The organism is Candidatus Rickettsiella viridis (assembly GCF_003966755.1).
In the GTDB taxonomy this organism is placed as follows: Bacteria; Pseudomonadota; Gammaproteobacteria; order Diplorickettsiales; family Diplorickettsiaceae; genus Rickettsiella_B; species Rickettsiella_B viridis.
Genome location: NZ_AP018005.1, coordinates 1,230,468 through 1,250,307 on the forward strand (window position 1 = coordinate 1,230,468; position 19,840 = coordinate 1,250,307).

At 39.5% G+C, this 19,840-nt stretch carries 12 protein-coding genes; 5 read left to right on the forward strand and 7 right to left on the reverse strand.

Annotated elements, in window-relative coordinates; all coding sequences use genetic code 11:
- Positions 1-15: 15 nt before the first annotated feature.
- Entirely contained in the window at positions 16-810 is a 795-nt protein-coding gene (locus tag DMP02_RS05610) for a thymidylate synthase (RefSeq protein ID WP_126323164.1), read from the reverse strand.
- A 1,068-nt stretch (positions 811-1,878) separates the two neighbouring features.
- Here DMP02_RS05610 and DMP02_RS05615 point away from each other — a divergent pair.
- Positions 1,879-3,216 (forward strand): UDP-glucose dehydrogenase family protein, encoded by a 1,338-nt coding sequence (locus tag DMP02_RS05615; RefSeq protein ID WP_126323166.1) that lies wholly within the window; start codon positions 1,879-1,881, stop codon positions 3,214-3,216.
- On the forward strand, positions 3,213-4,079 hold the full coding sequence (gene galU / locus DMP02_RS05620) for a UTP--glucose-1-phosphate uridylyltransferase GalU (protein ID WP_126323168.1): 867 nt from the start codon (positions 3,213-3,215) through the stop codon (positions 4,077-4,079). The genes DMP02_RS05615 and galU overlap by 4 nt, the downstream gene beginning before the upstream one ends.
- Positions 4,080-4,223: 144 nt before the next feature.
- Here the strand turns inward: galU and DMP02_RS05625 are convergent, their stop codons facing one another.
- On the reverse strand, positions 4,224-5,327 hold the full coding sequence (locus DMP02_RS05625; RefSeq protein ID WP_126323170.1) for a transglycosylase SLT domain-containing protein: 1,104 nt from the start codon (positions 5,325-5,327) through the stop codon (positions 4,224-4,226).
- Between the two features lie 328 nt (positions 5,328-5,655).
- Between DMP02_RS05625 and DMP02_RS05630 the strand changes: the two genes are divergently transcribed.
- Entirely contained in the window at positions 5,656-6,378 is a 723-nt protein-coding gene (locus DMP02_RS05630) for a methyltransferase domain-containing protein (RefSeq protein ID WP_126323172.1), read from the forward strand.
- Positions 6,362-6,808 carry a ribonuclease HI gene (gene rnhA / locus DMP02_RS05635; RefSeq protein WP_126323174.1) on the forward strand — a complete coding sequence of 149 codons (447 nt, stop codon included), beginning with the start codon at positions 6,362-6,364 and terminating at the stop codon, positions 6,806-6,808. The genes DMP02_RS05630 and rnhA overlap by 17 nt, the downstream gene beginning before the upstream one ends.
- 178 nt (positions 6,809-6,986) lie before the next feature.
- Here rnhA and lpxC read toward each other — a convergent pair whose 3' ends face one another.
- The 5 genes from lpxC to dnaE form a co-directional block, all read right to left on the reverse strand.
- The gene (lpxC, locus tag DMP02_RS05640; protein ID WP_126323512.1) at positions 6,987-7,913 is read right to left on the reverse strand and encodes a UDP-3-O-acyl-N-acetylglucosamine deacetylase; all 927 of its coding nucleotides are present in this window, start codon (positions 7,911-7,913) and stop codon (positions 6,987-6,989) included.
- 83 nt (positions 7,914-7,996) lie between these two features.
- Positions 7,997-9,160, reverse strand: coding sequence for a cell division protein FtsZ (ftsZ, locus tag DMP02_RS05645; RefSeq protein ID WP_126323176.1), 1,164 nt, complete (start codon positions 9,158-9,160; stop codon positions 7,997-7,999).
- A gap of 161 nt (positions 9,161-9,321) precedes the next feature.
- Complete coding sequence (gene ftsA, locus DMP02_RS05650; RefSeq protein WP_126323178.1) at positions 9,322-10,548, reverse strand: cell division protein FtsA; 1,227 nt, start codon at positions 10,546-10,548, stop codon at positions 9,322-9,324.
- A 79-nt stretch (positions 10,549-10,627) separates the two neighbouring features.
- Positions 10,628-11,413: a cell division protein FtsQ/DivIB gene (locus tag DMP02_RS05655; RefSeq protein ID WP_126323180.1), complete on the reverse strand. Its 786-nt coding sequence runs from the start codon at positions 11,411-11,413 to the stop codon at positions 10,628-10,630.
- Between the two features lie 109 nt (positions 11,414-11,522).
- A complete protein-coding gene (gene dnaE / locus DMP02_RS07395) occupies positions 11,523-15,143 on the reverse strand; it encodes a DNA polymerase III subunit alpha (RefSeq protein WP_232019626.1) in 3,621 nt (1,206 codons plus the stop codon).
- A gap of 132 nt (positions 15,144-15,275) precedes the next feature.
- Here dnaE and DMP02_RS05670 point away from each other — a divergent pair, with 132 nt between their 5' ends.
- Complete coding sequence (locus DMP02_RS05670) at positions 15,276-19,838, forward strand: DUF3883 domain-containing protein (RefSeq protein WP_126323181.1); 4,563 nt, start codon at positions 15,276-15,278, stop codon at positions 19,836-19,838.
- Positions 19,839-19,840 lie beyond the last annotated feature (2 nt).

A 19,840-nucleotide genomic window follows, 5' to 3' on the forward strand; every position in this document is an offset into this window, starting at 1 on the left:
TCAAATTTTTTCTAACTAAACCGCAACAGCCGCTTTAATAGCGGGATGATATTTGTAATCACTCAATACAAAATCTTCAAAGCGATAATCAAAAATAGAATCGGGTTTACGCTGTATTACGAGTTTTGGCAAACAAAGTGGTTGTCGCGATAGCTGTAATTGCACTTGTTCACGATGGTTATTATAAATATGGCAATCGCCGCCCGTCCAAACAAATTCACCCACTTTTAAGCCACACTGCTGTGCAATCATATGTGTTAACAACGCGTAAGAAGCGATATTAAAGGGTACACCCAAAAAGGCATCGGCACTGCGCTGATAAAGCTGGCAGGAAAGCCGTGCGTTTGCTACATAAAATTGAAACAGTAAATGACAAGGTGGAAGCGCCATTTGATCTAAATCACCAACATTCCAAGCGCTTACAATTAAACGCCGCGAATCTGGGTTGGTCTTTATCTGCTGTATTAACTGACTTATTTGATCAATGCTTTTATTATCGGCGGTTTGCCAACTGCGCCATTGCTTAGCATACACAGGACCCAAGTTTCCTAACTCATCAGCCCATTCATCCCAAATAGTCACACCCTGTTCATTCAAATAACGAATGTTGGTATCGCCACGTAAGAACCACAATAATTCGTAAATAATACTTTTTAGGTGCACTTTTTTAGTCGTTACTAATGGAAAACCTTGCGCCAAATCAAAGCGCATTTGATACCCGAAACTACTGAGAGTGCCTGTACCCGTTCGATCGGTCTTGGACACACCGCATTCAAGAATATGCGTCAAAAAATTAAGATAGGTTTGCATAAGATAATGGCTATTAAAAGCCCGGCCCCCTTAGAAGTAATTAAGTTAATCTGCTGCGTCGCATTTCATAAAATACCGTTAATTTAAAGAAATACCGTATGTTTATCCAAATTCATGTTAATATACGCTTAAGGTTAATAATATATTATTGCGAAAATGATTTGAGGTATTTAATTATGGCATATGATATTTTTAAACTCCTAAATATTACTCCTAACTGACGGTTTCAAGAAAGTTCGTCAAGAATACCGAAATCGAATTCGAACGCTTCATCCTGATAAGACAAAAGGGGCAGATACTTCTGGACAAACCCAAACATTAAATGCCGCTTATGGAGAAGTTAACTCACCGGAAAAATTAAGCCGATATTATTCAAATTATAATTCTAAAAATTTTGAGGATGAAGGAACTACAAACACGGCTCATTCTGAGTGTAATGCATTTCCAGAAGAAAATGAAGAAAATACATTTGAATCCTCCAATAGTTCAGCAAACTATTCAGAGCACGATAAAAATACCCCCGATATCGGAGAAAAGCAGGAAACTGAAAATACTGGAAGTTCTACCCAACCTACAAAAAATTTTCATGCCAACGACTTTTTTTTTCTAATCTTTTTTTCTCCAATAATGCAATTATTAGCTGCTATCGTTTATTGTCTAGAGACACCGAGAAATGATAACCACCCTTATTATGGTCGATTTTTCACAATGAATGAAGATAAATACTCGCCTACTGCTGAAGCTGATAGTTGTAAAATAAAAACTAACTCATTTGTCTCCTAACGACACTACTTAAATCGCGACGCAGTTGCTTTGCTGGCAGAAAGTCCCCTTCCGGCAAACAGTATTGGATAACTAAAACGACCAGAACGTACCCTGGTCGTGGTATCCTTGATTGATCTGCCTTGAGATATCCTATTTAAGCATTTGAATCAAAAAAATTAAGATAGTTTGCATAAGCTGATGGCTCTTAAAAGCCCCGCTCCTGGGTATGGCGGTTAAGCTACGTTGTTGCATCCCATTTTATAGGGTACCATCGCAATATTTCTAGTATTTATTAAAATTCTTATGTGTATTAATCTGTTTGGGGCTGGTTATGTTGGACTGGTCACTGCCGCTTGTCTAGCCGAACACGGTAATCAGGTCCTCTGTATCGATATCGATCAGGAAAAAGTCAAACGCTTGAAACAAGGTGAGTGCCCTATTCACGAGCCAGATCTGCCTGCCTTATTACAAAAAAATTTAGAGGCAGGTCGATTGAATTTCAGCCATGATCCAGAGGAAGGCGTTCATCATGGCTTTTATCAATTCATTACTGTCGGTACTCCGCAAGATGAAGATGGTTCAGCTGATTTAAGCCATGTCTTAGAGGTTGCCCACACCATTGGTGCTTCACTGGCTGAACCTCGTCTTATTATTAATAAGTCCACTGTTCCTGTAGGCACAGCTGATAAAGTAAGCGCTGTTATTCAAAAACAACTCAGTAAACGAAAGCTTTCTATTGCTTTTGATGTAGCCTCTAATCCAGAATTTTTGCGAGAAGGCGCGGCCGTTAATGACTTCATGCGCTCGGATCGCATTATCATTGGTACCGATAGTATCGATGCAGAAAGTCATTTACGTCAATTGTATAAACCTTTCAATCGCAATAATGATCGTTTGATCGCGATGGATATTCGTTCTGCGGAACTCACGAAGTATGCGGCGAATGCTTTTTTAGCAACCAAAATTAGTTTTATTAATGAAATAAGCCGCTTGGCAGAACGCTTAAATGCTGATATTGAACAGATACGCATCGGTATCGGTTCCGATCCGCGCATTGGCTATCATTTCATTAACCCCGGAGCGGGCTATGGGGGCTCCTGCTTTCCTAAAGATGTACTGGCTTTAGAAGCCACCGCAAAAAGCGTTCACTATACGCCACAACTTATTAATGCCGTGCATAAAGTCAATGACGCGCAAAAACGTGTTTTATTTGAAAAAATAACACATCATTTTAATAATAAGTTAAGCGGTAAAACGATTGCTTTGTGGGGACTTTCCTTCAAACCCAATACGGATGACATGCGCGAAGCGCCCAGCCGTGTATTAATTGATGCCGCACTTAAGGCAGGCATGAAGATACAAGCCTATGATCCGGTTGCAATGCCAGAAGCACAACGTCTTTATAAAACAAAACCAAACTTTAGCTGCTGCGAAAGCCCAGAAGCGGCGCTAGTGAATGCGGATATACTGGTTATCGTCACAGAATGGAATCTATTTTTTAATCCGGACTTTGAGAATATCAAACAACAATTAAAAGAACCCACTATTTTTGACGGTAGAAATCTCTATGATCCACATTACTTAAAGCAATTAGGCTTCACTTATTACGGCATTGGTCGTGGGGAAACATTCAATCCATGAAAAAAATTAGTAAAGCTATTTTTCCCGTCGCAGGATTAGGTACGCGCTTTTTGCCCGCTACTAAAGCAAGCCCAAAAGAAATGTTACCGATTGTTGATAAACCATTGATTCAATATGCGGTAGAAGAAGCAATTGCAGCAGGTATTACTGAATTGATTTTTGTGACCAGTAGCAGTAAACATGCGATTGAGGATCATTTTGACTCAAACTATGAACTAGAAGCCAAGCTTGCAGAAGCAGGTAAAGATGAGTTATTACAGATCGTTAAAAATATATTGCCTAAAGGGGTCAGCTGTATTTACCTACGCCAACCAGATACCTTAGGTTTAGGTCATGCTATCCTTTGCGCGCAACCGCTGATTGATAATGAACCTTTCGCTATTCTACTTGCGGATGATTTAATTGATTCCTCAGTGTCATGTTTAAAGCAAATGCTAACGGTGTACCAAGAAAAGCAACACTCAGTGATTGCTGTACAAGCCATCAATCCCGAAGCAAGTGATCAATACGGCATTATTGGTTATAAAGCTAAAGAAAATAGGCTAAGCCTCCTTGATAAGATTGTAGAAAAACCCAGCATTAAACAAGCGCCTTCCAATTTAGCGGTAGTGGGACGTTATATTCTGACCTCTGCTATTTTCCCTTATCTAGCGAAAACACCGCCGGGCAAAGGTGGCGAAATTCAACTAACGGATGCTATTGCATCCTTATTAGCCAACGAACCATTGTATGCGTGGGAGTTTGAAGGAACACGTTATGATTGTGGAAGTAAATTAGGCTATCTACAGGCAACTATTGCCTACGCTCTAAAACACCCTGAAACTAAAACCGCTTTTGGAAATTATCTGAAAAACTTTAAGTAATATATTGTCATTGCGAGTGCAAAGCACGCGGCAATCTAGACATATTTCCTGGATTGCCGCGTGCTTTGCACTCGCAATGACGAAAATACTACAGGCCAAAAAAAACGGGATAAGTGGTAGATACCGCTATCCCGTTTTACATCCTTATTGATTTTTTGCTAACCGTATAGTTTTCTTAGGAGCAGTTTTCTGTTTAGGCGTTTGCTGTAAAGCAAGCTTATCTCCAGAAGGCAATGCCGCTAACTGTTTCCTATATAAGGCTATCCTATCTATAGGTAAAGCAAACTGGCCTTGAGTTAAGGCAGCTGTACTGCTCTTAACACCCGGGTTGAGCTGTTGAAGCTCTGACAAGTTCATACCCGCTAACTTAGCAGCGTGCGCTAAACTCATCCCCGTTCTACCTACGTTAACCAATTCAAGGTAAGGCTTGGCACTAATAGGCGGTAAAGTCACACCATATTTTGCTGGATCTTTAACAATCGCAGCGAGCGCCAACAAACGCGGAATATATGAACGCGTCTCTAAAGCCAATGGCAGCGCCCAGAAATGGGTATTTCTATCATGCTGCGTATTGTGACGTATCGCATTCTGCACATTACCTTCACCTGTGTCATAAGCTGCAATAGCTAACAACCAGTCTCCACCAAAGAAACTCTTTAGATAAGTTAAATAATCTAAAGCCGCATTGGTTGAGCTAGAAAGGTCACGACGACCGTCAAAGCCTTTATCCTGATGGACACCATAAGCACGCGCTGTAGCTGACATTAACTGCCACATACCCGCTGCGCCTGAGGAAGCGTTGGTAGCCGACGGATTATAACCACTTTCAATAATAGGCAATAATACCAATTCGGTCGGCAAGTTACGCTTAGTAACCTGCGAATAAACATAACCCATATAAGGAGCAGCACGGCTAACTGCATCATTCAGATAAGCCGGGTTTTTAACAAACCATCGAATCTGTTCCTGTACGGCAGGCTGATGTTCTTCACTTGACGTTAACTGTAAGTGAGCTCGAATAGGATCCCATAAGGTTCCTTTTTGAACTGCACTAAAAAGCGCCTTAGCATCATGCGGAGCTAAACTTCCCCCTGTAGGGGCTGTTTTAACAACCTTGCTAGCGCTATTTCCGTCAGTTGTCGCGGTTCCACTCAAAGGAGGGAACTGAACACAAGCCGTAATACCTACTGCAAAAACAAGCAATAGGGTGAGTAATAATGTATAAATTTTGAGCGTTTTATAAGTCATAATAGGATGTTACGGGAGCGACCTACAGAGATCAAGCCAATAGGCTTACATATAGCAAAGAAATGCGCCTATATGTAAGTAAAATACCTATCTTTTAAAGGGTTTTTACTCTAGGCAAAAGTGGTTGAAAACAGATGATTTTAGGGTTAAAAATGGGGCCACCTACCTGTGATTTGGCCTGTTCTCAGACAAGCTCTGTCTCAGCCGCCATCTCAAAAAACCCAAAAATGACGACTTTTCGTGTCAGTCCTGCTTGTGCCATAATAAGGGGTTAATCTGGCTCTCATCGTGTACGAAATGACTATCATTTTCTACTTGGGAAAAAACCTTGAATTACGACAATGCGCTCAAACTCGAAAATAAGCGGTTAAGTCGCTTATTGATTAATTATCCAGGCCGGCATTTACTACTGCTGAGCAACCACGTTTTATCAAGTCTTGCCGCTAGCCCTATTCCACACAAAATCCGTATCAGCGAAACTCCGGCATCCACTTCTGACGACACCCTCGATTGTGCTTTTTTACAAAGTAACTACGCTGATTTGCCGTTTGCTAGCGACAGCATTAACCTCATCATTTTACCCCACACTTTAGAGCGTGATAAAAATGCAAAACATATCCTCAGTGAGGCCTGGCGAGTATTAACACCGAATGGCCATTTAATTCTCTTAGGTATTAACCCAACAAGCTTATGGGGTCTTTATAAACTTTTTTCATATAAGCCTCCACCTTGGAACGGTTATTTTTATACGATTCCCACTATTTGTCAGTGGGTTCAACATTTAGGCGGACAAATTTGTCACACAGAAAGTTTCTTTTTTCGTCCCCCTCTCACCAGCCGATCCGGAACCTGGTTATTTGATAAGTTATTTTGGTTAGAACAAATATCGCCGTGGTTATTTCCTTATCTGGGAGGAATTTATTTAATTATCGCTCAAAAACATATACGACAACTTAGCCGCTTGAGTCTTGCCTGGCAATTTCCACCGGTATTAACCAACAAGGCCTTAGCCTCTAACGTACGAGGAGCTCACTGTGCCTACACCGCCTAAAATAGAAATCTTTACTGACGGTGCTTGCCGAGGAAATCCTGGTCCAGGTGCTTGGGCCGTATTGCTACGTTATCGAGAAAAAGAAAAAATGTTATCTGGCACAGAACTCAATACAACCAATAACCGTATGGAACTCATGGCGGCTATTCAAGCGTTAATAGCATTAAAGAAACCCTGCCAGATCGTATTAAGCACCGATTCGCAGTATGTAAAAAAAGGTATAACGGAATGGTTAGCACAATGGAAACGCCGCGCTTGGAAAACGGCCAATAAAACACCAGTCAAGAACTGCGATTTATGGAAACAGTTAGATGAGCAAGCGGCGCGACATACTATCCAATGGGAATGGGTTAAGGGCCATAGCGGTCATCCTGAAAATGATAGGGTCGATAACTTAGCCAATGAGGCTTTAGACGAGCTACTCAAATAAGTAACTACAACCCCCGAATTCGTCGTCCCGCTACTTGATAGCGGGACCCACAAATATCACCCCTAAATACAACTTTCTACTTTTCCTGGATACCGCGGTCAATCACCAGTCAAGCCAGAGGACGGCGGCCGCGGTACGACGCTTGGTTTTGTCTGCTTCTATGTAATAAAAGGAGTAGTCAGGTTGGATCAAGTAATAAGGCGCGTCTATAAGCTAAGGGTGCTTTAACTTCATCCTCAAACTCTACATATTCCCAAGCAGCTTCATTCTCTAATAAACGACGCAACAATAAGTTATTTAAGGCATGGCCTGATTTATAGCCACTAAAAGAACCAATAAGACTGTAGCCAAGTAAATACAAATCACCTACCGCGTCGAGGATTTTATGCCGAACAAATTCATCTTCATAACGCAAACCATCTTCATTCAGTACTCTATATTCATCTACCACCACAGCATTATCTAAGCTTCCGCCTAAAGCCAAACGTACTTCACGTAACTTTTCATAATCCGCCATGAAACCAAAAGTACGTGCACGACTCACTTCTTTAATATAAGAAGTCTTTGAAAAATCGATACTTGCCTTTTGACTACGATTTTGAAAAAGTGGATGGTTAAAATCAATTTCGAAAGAAATTTTGAAACCATCAAATGGCTCGAAAGAAGCCCATTTATCACCATCCGTCACTTTGATAGGTCGCTTAATACGAATAAACCGCTTTGCAGCGCTCTGTTCTTCAATACCTGCTGACTGAATAAGAAAAATAAACGGCCCTGCACTGCCATCCATAATAGGGATTTCTGAGGCAGTAATATCAACGTAGGCATTATCAATACCTAACCCTGCCATCGCTGACATCAGATGTTCAATTGTTGCAACACGAACACCATTTTTGACTAAAGTCGTTTGTAAGGTGGTATCACCTACATGTTCAGCACGCGCTTGTACTTCGACAATCGGGTTAAAATCAATTCGACGAAAAACGATACCGGTATTAATAGGCGCTGGCCGTAAAGTTAAAATAGCCGTCTCACCACTATGTAGGGTAATCCCAGCCGCTTTAATCACATTTTTTAAGGTACGCTGTTTTAAAGCACGCGCCATTTTCGCAGCAACACCATTGGCGGTGCGTTGTTTTATAGGACGCGAAACTTTTGTTGAATTATGTTTTCTTTGACTGTACACCCTTAAGAAACCTCTTCTTGTCTACGTAAAAAAGCCGGAATATCAAGATACTCTATATCAGCCGCATTTGAATCCACTACAGGCTTAGCTGTCGCTGTTACACCCTGCTTGCGCAATACCGTGGGCCGTTCAAGTTGGTGATAATCTAAAGAGCCATCGGCTGCTCTTGCTAAACTGGCACTTCCTACTGGATTGGAATAAACCGCTCCAAGACCAGTCACCACAATAGTAACCCGTAATTCATCACTCATCTCAGGATCAATCACTGTTCCGACTACCACCGTTGCACCTTCTGAAGTAAACCCTTTGATCACTTCGCCCACTTCTTCGAATTCACCAATAGATAAATCAGGCCCTGCCGTGATATTCACTAATACACCACGCGCACCCGCTAAATCGATATCATCTAATAAAGGACTGGCAATCGCTGCTTCTGCAGCCAAACGTGCCCTGTCTTCACCGGAACCAATTCCTGTGCCCATCATGGCCATACCCATTTCTGACATCACAGTACGAACGTCGGCAAAGTCGACATTAATTAAACCTGGACGAGTAATTAGCGCTGCAATACCTTTAACGGCGCCGAATAATACATCATTTACCGCCTTAAATGCATCTAAAAGGCTAACATTTTTTCCTAAAACGTTCATTAGCTTGTTATTAGGTATGGTAATTAAGGAATCAACATACTGGCTTAGCTGTTTTATACCCTCTTCGGCTAAATGCAACCGCTTCCTGCCTTCAAAAATGAATGGCTTGGTTACTACAGCAACCGTTAAAATGCGCATTTGCTTAGCAATCTCTGCAACGACAGGCGCTGCGCCTGTCCCAGTACCACCACCCATACCCGCCGTAATAAAAACCATATCGGCGCCTTCCAAGGCTGCTCGAATACGTTCTCTATCTGCTTCAGCAGCTTGGCGCCCTATATCTGGATTCGCACCTGCTCCCAGACCTTTAGTAATTTGCTGCCCCAGTTGCAATAAACATTTTGCCGATGAATTCTTCAGTGCCTGTGCATCGGTGTTAGCACAGATAAACTCAACACCCTCAATGTCTTGGGCCAACATATGTTCAAGCGCATTTCCACCACCCCCGCCAACACCAATCACTTTTATAACGGCATTTTGCAACGGGGTATCAACCAAACCATATAGGGAACTCATGAGTTAACTCCTCGAATTTAGGTAATATTATTTATACTCTTAGCCATTGAACTTTTGGTGGTGTTGCCGCTCAACTCACAATCCTCATGTATGTTAAATATACTCCGGTTGCTTTGTTTTCGCGGCGCCTAGCCAAAAATCCAATGGCTGCGAGTATAGGATTAAAAATTTTCACGTAACCAGTTTTTCATACGTGTTATCTTTCCACGCAATAGCGCTTGGTTTGGTTTACGTTGCTCACACTGCTGTTGGTAGCCATAGAGTAATAAACCTGTACCTGTCGCATACATTCCATTTGTCATCACTTCCGTATTTCCATTGATATATTGCGGATTACCTAACCTAACGGGCAATTTGAAAATTTTCTCAGCCAATTCAACGCATCCGCTGACATTGGATGCCCCACCCGTCAATACAACGCCTGCAGCAAGAAACTCTTCAAAACCACTACGGTGCAATTCTGTTTTTACTAAATGAAAAAGTTCTTCATAACGAGGGCCCACAACCTCAGCTAATGCACGCTTAGAAAGTGTTTTACCTGGACGATCACCAACGCCTGACACTTCAACTAATTCGTCTGAACTCGCTAACTCTGCTAAGGCACAGGCATATTTTCTTTTGATCTGCTCAGCACTTTGTGTGGGTGTTCTTAAAGCAACCGCAATATCATTGGTCACTTGATCACCGGCAATGGGTATAACCGAAGTAAAACGAATAGCACCTTCGGTAAAAATAGCAATATCGGTTGTTCCGCCACCAATATTTATCAAACAGACACCCAATTCTTTTTCATCTTCTGTCAATACAGATTGACTAGACGCTAATTGCTCTAAAATAATTTCAGATACTTCTAAACCACAACGCTGAATACATTTAATAATATTTTGTGCCGCACTCACAGCACCAGTCACCATATGTACTTTGGCTTCCAGTCTAACACCTGACATGCCGATGGGTTCACGAATGCCTTCTTGACTGTCAATGATAAATTCTTGCGGTAAAATATGCAGTATTTTTTGATCCGCAGGAATAGCAACCGCTCTTGCCGCATCAATCACCCGGTCAACATCCGCATGGGTTACTTCTTGATTTTGTATCGCTACGATACCATGTGAATTTAAACTACGAATGTGATTACCCGCAATACCGGTATATACACTGCGCACTGGGCAACCTGCCATTGCTTCAGCTTCAGCGACTGCTTGTTGAATAGAATCAACGGTCGCATCAATATTAACAACCACACCTCGCTTTAATCCTAATGATGGATAAACACCCAATCCTATTACTTCAATTCCGTCTGGCGTTACCTCACCTACTAAGGCATTGACCTTAGAAGTACCGATATCTAAACCTACAATCAAATTTTTAGTCGGTTTTTTTGCCATAATCTCTTTACCTTCAATCAATTAAATAACTTAGTGCCAATAATCTGTTCGCTAAATCCATTATCTACCTATCTTTATATTAAGCTACCCGCTTTTTAAACTTTACTGCCATACCATGTGCATAACGAAGATCCACGTAATCTATCATAGATACTTTGCTCTCAATAACATCAGGATAAACATCGACAAAACGTTTTAGCTGTACATCAGGTTCTGTACGACTTAGATAAAGTGCTAAACCATTATTTAAACGTAAATACCAATATTGCTGATCAACTAATTTTAGTAGCTTTATTTTTAATGATAAATTCGAAATAAACGGCTGCATCGCTTCATAAGCTTGTAATAGATATTTTTGATTAGCTAAGGGGCCAACAAACACTGGAAGATCTAACGACGCTGTATTCACTTGCCCTGCACTAAACACATTGCCTTGCTCATCAAGCAAATCATGATTACCTATCAATGCCACAGGTATTCTTGTTGTGAAATTCACGGCGACGGTATCGGGCCAAAAACGTTTTATGGTTACCGCAGCTATCCACGATTCTTGTAACAATCTATCTTTTAACCGACGGCTATCTAAACGTAAGAAACCTTTCTGCGTAAAAGGGAGAATAATTTGTTGTAAGCTATCACGCTTAACATGATTCAGATCACCGCTAATTTTAATATGCTTCACAGGAAAAAAGGTAGGATCACCGCATTTTTGCCACACTAATATTCCACTCAGTAGAATAAGTAGCGTCAGCGAAAACCTAAAAAACCAACGCCTAAGAACGTGAAAAGAACGAGAATGGATTCTGGGTTTATTGCGTTGCCTTTGAAACTGTTGGCTTTCAATGACCTTTCCATCTTTAAGCATCACATAACCGTTTGAAGTACAGAACAAAAAAGGATGATAATCTATCCCTTGTGTTTCCGCCAGTTTTGCTGCTACTTAACGTAAAAAGCTGTTTTTTGCATAATCGCAATTAATATTGCATAACGACACTTTCATCACCCAAAAGTTGCCGTAGCATCGTTAAAAGATCATCAGAAGGTTTGACCGTCCATTCATCCCCTAAGCAGAGCTGTAGTCGTGAATGTAGCACAGGATGATGGTATTCAATCACGGTAGCGCAAAGTCCTGGACAAAAAATGCTCATCTTTTCTTTCAAGCTCTCAAGTTGACCGGGTTTAATTAAAGGCTTAGAAAGTTTTATCAGCAAGCGTTTAGCATAAATTTCACGTGCTTCGCTTATATCTAATATTTTCTTTGCTAAGACACGAATATTACCGGTTAATTCATCCTGTTGACTTTCCCCTTCAATAATTAACAACTTATCTTTATTCAGTTTATCTCTATAGGTGGCATAAGTATCGCTAAACAAGGTCACTTCTAAGCGACCACTCGCATCTTCTACATTTAAAATCGCCATACGATCACCGCGCTTGGTCCATAATGATCGAATATTAAGCACCCAGCCCGCGATCGTCAGTGAATGTCCGGCTTTTAAAGAACATTCATATAAATTTGAAGTAATAAAATAGCTTAATTCTTGCGCATAATCTTCTAAAGGGTGACCGCTCAAATAAAAACCTAAGACTTCTTTTTCAGCTTGTAAACGCTGTAACGTTGGCCAATCTGCTTGCTGTGTTATTTCCTGCTCCGTTGAGACCATGGCAAGACCAAAAAAATCTTGTTGTCCTGAAGCGATAGCTGATAATTGCTGCTCCGCTGCTAATAAAGCCGCTTCTAAACTGCCTTGCAGCGTAGCGCGATTAAAACCAAAACTATCCAAACTACCAGAATAAATAAGCGCTTCTAAACCTCGACGATTTAATTTATGTAGATCCGCACGATGACATAGATCAAATAAATTCTTAAAAGGTTGTTCCTTGCGCTTTTTTATTAACATATCGATAACGGCACTACCCAAACCCTTAAGCGCGCCCAAACCATAACGAAGCTCACCTTTTTCAGTCACAGTAAATTTATAGTAACTGGTATTGATATCCGGTGGCAGCACCTTTAACTTCATTAAGCGACACTCTTCTAAAAAAAACACAACTTTTTCAGTGTGTTCCATATCAGAAGATAAAACAGCCGCCATAAACTCCGCAGGATAATGTGCCTTAAGCCAAGCAGTCTGATAAGAAACCAGTGCATAGGCGGCTGAATGTGATTTATTGAATCCGTAATCTGCAAACTTTTCCATCAAATCAAAAATTTGATTTGCTAAATCAGTAGCAACACCGTTTTCTTGTGCCCCTTGTGTAAAAATAGCACGTTGTTTTGCCATCTCTTCTGATTTCTTTTTACCCATCGCGCGACGTAATAAATCAGCCGCGCCTAAAGTAAACCCGGCTAATACTTGAGCAATCTGCATGACTTGCTCTTGATAAAGAATAATGCCGTAAGTAGGACGTAAAATAGGTTCTAAACAAGGATGCGGGTATTCCACTTTAGCTTTGCCCTGTTTACGATTAATAAAATCGTCCACCATCCCTGACTGCAAAGGTCCGGGACGAAACAACGCTAACAAGGCAATAATATCTTCAAAGGTATCAGGCTGTAATCGCTTTACGAGGTCACGCATACCCCGTGATTCTAATTGAAACACCGCCGCCGTTTTATAGGCTTTTAATAAAGCAAAGGTCTTGGGATCATCCAGTGGAATGGCTGTTATATCCAATATACTCTTCGCACTTGGATTTTCGGCTGTGTTCCCGCTCGGTTCGCAATCCTCATGTATGTCATATACACTGGGGGTGCTCTCCTTCACGGCGCCTTGCCGAAAATCCCATTGCTGTGAGTATAGTGCGTTATTTTTGGATTTTTTTAAATTAATTGATTGCACAGCCCAGTCAATAATCGTCAACGTACGTAGTCCAAGAAAATCGAACTTAACAAGACCCACTTTTTCAATATCGTCTTTATCAAATTGGGTCAGGCAATGTTCTGAGCCTGCTTCACAATAAAGGGGGGAAAAATCAGTCAGCTTAGAAGGCGCGATCACAACGCCCCCCGCATGCTTGCCCACGTTACGTACTAAACCCTCTAATTTTTTAGCCAGATCAATTAATACTTTAATCTCATCTTCATTATCATAGCGCTGCTTAAGCTGTTCCTCTTGAATAAGCGCTTTCTCTAAGGTAATTCCTAACTCAAAAGGAATTAATTTGGCAAGTTTATCGACCACCCCATAGGGATAACCCAGAACACGCCCTACATCTCTGACGACCGCACGTGCCGCCATACTACCGTAGGTAATAATCTGTGATACTGATTCGCGCCCATAGCGCTCTGTTACGTAATCGATAACCCGATCACGTCCTTCCATACAGAAATCAATATCAAAATCTGGCATAGAAATACGTTCTGGATTTAAAAAACGTTCGAAAAGTAAACCGTATTGCAGTGGTTCTAAATCAGTAATTTGTAAAGCATAGGCCACTAATGAACCTGCACCCGAACCTCTCCCTGGTCCTACGGGAATACCCTGTTCCTTTGCCCAACGAATAAAATCAGCCACGATAAGAAAATAACCGGCAAACCCCATACTGTTAATAACTTCAAGTTCCGTCTGTAGTCTATCGAAAAAAATCGTTTTGCGATCCGTAGAAGTTTCAGCGACTTCTTCTATTGTTGAAGAAGGTAAAGAGTCAGACGAATCCCGGATAAAATCTGAACTCATTTTTTCTAAACGCATTAACAATCCCTTTTTAGCTTCTGCTATTAAGAAACTTTCGGGTGTCATTCCCTGAGGAATAGGAAAATTAGGTAAAAAACTCCTGCCAAACGTTAATTCTAGATTGCAACGTTTAGCAATCTCGACTGAATTAAGCAGCGCTGATGGAATATCAGTAAACAAATGTTGCATTTCTTCACTAGAGCGGAGAAATTGCTGTTCGGTATAGACTTTAGGACGCTTGGGATCATTTAAGATATACCCACTATTAATACAAACGCGCGCTTCATGCGCGTCGAAATCGGCTGCAAATAAAAATCGTACGTCATTAGTCGCTACCACCGGCGTACTGCATTCAGCAGCTAAAGCTGTTACCGCCCCGATATATTCTTCTTCATGCACGCGACCCACACGTTGTAGTTCTAAATAAAAACGATTAGGAAAAAGCAATAACCATGACTGTAACAATTCCTTAGCCTGTGTCGGCTTCTCTTTGAACAAAGCTTGACCGATATCACCTTCGCTACCACCTGACAAAGCAATTAAACCGGTTGTGTATTGGTTGAACCAACTTCGTTGCAAAATCGGCTTATCGCCTTGCCCTTCTACATAGGAACGGGATATTAAGTGGATCAAATTTTGATAACCTTGCTGATTCTGACACAATAAAATCAATCGGAATGGCTGTGCAGGAAATTGACTATTTTCTATCCAACATTCAGCTCCTATGATAGGTTTAATCCCTGCCTTGATGGCGGCTTGGTAAAATTTAATCGTCGCAAATAGATTCGATTGATCGGTTATTGCAATCGCTGGCTGAGCCAATGCCACAGCTCTAGCAATCAGCTCATCAATACGAAGCAAACCATCGCTCAAAGAATATTCCGTATGAAGGTGCAGATGAATAAAGGGAGATGGCATAGCGATGTTAGCAAAGTAGTAAAAGATTAATCATGTCGTCATTGCGAGCACCGTAGGCGCGTGGCAATCCAGTAAAGAATACCATTTTTTTAATGAGTTAATTATACTCTCGCTGTTATTTTGCAAGGAAGCATGATGTTAACTGATACAGACCAAAATCCAAAGACACATATTGATAGTATTACTAAGCGATATGTTGAAAATCCCTTAAGCCAAACACTGGCTAATTTATCCAATACAGTTATCGAAACCGCCTTAAGTGGCCAAAGTAAATTTCTATTTGAAATATTGCAAAACGCGGATGATGCTATTTGCGAGCAACAAACATCCGTTAAAATTAAGTTTAGCTTATATCATAATTATCTTATTATTCGGCACAATGGCAAAGGATTTGATTATAATGACATTGAAAGAATATGTGATTACGCTTCTCAAATTGAGGAGGTAAAAGCCACTGATCTAAACAAAACAGGTTATAAAGGACTAGGATTTAAAGCCTTATTTAATGTATCGAACTGCATCATACTCTATTCTAACGGTTATTCATTCCGCTTTGATAAGACACACTGGCAAGCTTCTGACCTTATTCCCTGGCAAATTATCCCAATTTGGTGCGACGATGAGCAACTTCCTTTTCATGAAAGCTACGATTATCAGCATAAGTACGTTAATTTTGTTCTAAAGCTGACAGACGCAGCGGCTGTAAAACAACAACTCAAGGCAATGATACAGCAACCCGAAGCATTACTCTTTTTACGTCAAATTAATCAATTGAATATTAATATAGAGGGAGAAAAACATCACTTAGAAAGAGTAATAACGGCACACGAGAAATTTCAACGCGTCGATTTTTATATCAATGAAAAAATAGCAAGTAGTTGGTTATTAAAACAATATGTTCAAGCAGTGGCAAAAAATGTAAAGGAATTAACACGGAGCGCTAGTCGTTTTATATACCCCGATAAAATACAAAAATCAGACTATGCTCCTTTTACGTTTGCACTAAAAATGGATGAAAAAGCAACACAAATCTATCCTGTGCACGGTCTATGTTATAGCACCTTACCCACGCAATTGAATTTAACACTGCCCTATCACAGTAATAGTTTTTTTATTCTGAACCTAGATAGAACACAGTTACATGAAAATGAATGGAATAGTTTTTTAATAACACAATTGGGTTATTTACACTTAAAATTACTCAGTGACTTAGCGATGCTACCTTCATTAAAAAATGATGTCATAGAACTCTTTACACGCGGAATAACGCATCCCTATAGGGCTTTTCAAAAGGCTTTTTTAGATGGCTTCAATCAAACTAAAAATGAAATAGCTTGGTTGCCCGCTTATGAGTCTTCTTCAAGATTACTTAAATTGGGAGAAGCGCAGGTTGACGGCACAGAGTTTTTCAAACGCTTTCCATGCATTAAAAACAAAAAAATTACGCCTTATCTGATCGATTACCCGATACGAAACCAGAAAAAATTATCTGAATCTGAAGCTTGCCGATTTACTTATGCAATATTGTTAACTGATTTCCCTAGGCTATATTATCCTCAACTAGACCAAACTGCTTATAAAGATTTCATTAGTTTTCTCTTTACACAATTACAGCAGCATACTATAAAAAAATTAAGTATTTTTTTTGCAAATAAACCTTTTTTAAAAAGCAAACAAGGCAGTTTATTAACCTTACAAGACGCTTATTTAGAAGAAACACCTATACCAAATGTTCTAGAGTTAAATTCCATCAATAAAGATTATATACCTGAAAATGAACATTTAAAAAAATGGCTATGTGACTTAGGCGCTACCGCCTTAGCAGAACCTATTGCCGTCATTCGACACACTATATTCCAATGGATAGATAACAATAGTATCGCTAATAAAATAAATAGTGAAAATCATATTCAGATCATTAAATATCTCGCTAAAGCTATTCAGGATTTAACAACCACAGAAACAGAAAAACTAAAGAAAAAACTTCCTATTTTCACAAAGGCTAAGCAATTTAGAAGAGCAGAGTTTTGTTATCTTCCTGATCTCTCTGTACCCACTACTGGGCTAGAAGATATCATTAGTAATGCAGAATGGATTTCTCCTGATTATAACTTAACGTTTTTAAAGCATTTTTTTATTCATATTGGTGTACATGAAAAAATAAATGCACTGGATGTTCTACGTAAAAGTATTTTTAAGTGGATTGAGCATGGAAATATCAACACAAAAATAACATACGAAAATCATAGTGCTATTATTGAATATATTGCGCAACATTACCTTTCTATACTACCTCATTTAAAGGATTCTGAAAAAAAAGCATTGCGCAAAATACCTATTTTAACCTGCGCTAATACTTTTAAGCCGGTTGAATCCTGTTATTTAGCCTCTGCTATACCACAGGTTAAGGGCTTAGACTCAGTCATTTTACCCAATGAATTAATTTCTACCGCGTACCGCTCCGAAATTATTGAAAAACTCTTAAAAAATATTGGTCTCAATTCATCATTGTCGCCTACTGCTGTCATACGCCGAAGCATTATAAACTGGATTGAACACGGGGAAATAAACCATAAAATAACACCAGCTAATCATAAAGCTATTATTGAATATCTAGCCAAGTATGCTATCGGCTTAAAAAAAACTGAAATTAAGCAACTTAGAAAACTACCCTTACTAAACCAAAACAACCACTTTATAACTGCTGAAACGTGCTATTGGCCTAACAACGATAAAAAAATTCCTGGCTTGGATGTGGTTATTGACACAGATGAAATACTTTCTTCAAACTATAATGCCGAGGAAATTAAAAATTTCTTTAACAAAATAGGTGTTCGCAAAATACGTTTTATTGATATTTATGAGAAATATACTCAGCACCTGACAAACGCTGATAATTTACAATATTTTTTTACTAAGCTCATAAAATATTGGGATAATCATAAAAAGGATAACAGTAACCACTTACTAAAACATGTGAAAAAACATTTGCAATCTTCTTGCTATTTATTAGCCAATGATGAAAAAGAACATGCTATCAATAATCTATATTCGGCAAAATTTAAAGCACTCTCTGATATAGCGCCAGAAATTATTCCGCTTTTAAATTATACTAGTGCATTACCTACGGATTTAGAAGAGTATCTAGGTATAAAAAATGAATTAGCGTTAAGTGATATAAGTCAATTACTTTCAATCATCAAGCAAAAACCTAGCTTAGCGACAAGTTCTATTTTTAAGCGCTTGTTAGAACAACTCAAGCTAAAAGACTGTAACGAAATCAAATCTTACGCACTTAGTTTATTGGCTGAAGATAATACACTGCAGCCTGCCAGTAACCTCTATTATTTTGAAGAAAAAGAAGCTGATCGGCTTAAAGATGCACCGTATTATCTGAAACGAATTCGTGGTCTATCACACGAAGAAACGCTTGAGTTAGCGCAATTATGTGGTGTTAATATTATCTCATTTACACATTATCTTCGTACCCAACCCGAACAATCTGCATTGATCTACGATGCGAGTTTAAAGGATTTTTTCCTAGCCAGATTACCCTTTATCGCACTTCAAGAAGCAAAGGAGCTAAATACATCGCCTGAGCTTATTCTGCAAGCACTTTATCAAAAAATAAGCACTATACAGCACTATCAATGCGAAGAAATCATTCAATGCTACCCTTTCAAAGAAATATCAGTACCACATTATTTTAAAAAATTAAGCTTGTATATCACTGGCAATTGGATGGAAAGAAAAAATAAGTTCAAAGTTTATGATCATTTAAAAAAACAATTGCAACTTAGCCAAGATATTAGGGAAATAATGGATATTGATCCCAGTAAAATCGATGACAGAGAAGCATGGTTTGAAGAAGAAAAAATAGACCCACAAACATTTCAGCACCTATGTCAGAGCTTAGAACTACTTCAATCCGGTGAAATAATAGCCTCCCATATCGTTCAGGAAACAATTTTTTCTTCGGCGGATACTGCTTCTGAAAATGAATCATCTGAAAGCGATGAAGGTGAAGAAGCAAAGGCAACTACCTCAGCCACATCATCTTTAGTAACACCCATAATAAAGAGGAGTACCTACTTTTCAAGTCCGCAAAAATGGACAAGCGGCAGCTATGCTTCAAACCCTAATCGCCATACTGGCTACTCTTCTTTTTTCCAAGCGACAGAAGAACAGCAAAAGTTAGGCCACGCAGGTGAAAAATATGTTTTTCAAGCCTTACAAAATTATTATAAAAATAAATACCCCGACGCAACTTTTAATCTAGATGAAAATAAGGGAAAATTTAAGCTACATACACCTAAAGATCGACAAATAACCATTACTTGGCTAAATAAAAACAAAGAAAGCGGTAAACCTTATGATCTGGTGCTAAGGAAAAACCATCAAACTAAACGGTATATAGAAGTAAAATCTACTGCTAGTACGGATAAATATGCATTTGAAATAACGCACCATGAATTTATAAAAATGCTACACGTATTTGAGACAAAAACAGCGCAACCTAAAGAAAAATACAGCATTTATCGTGTCTTTAATGCAAACACTCCCTCTAACGCACGTATTGAAAAGTTTAATAACCCCGCCGCTCTTTTATTAAAGGACGGCACCTTTAAAATAGCAGCCTGCATGCTTGACAGTGGAAATGCAGCGAGTAAGCTAATAAAGCTAAGCAATTTATAAAA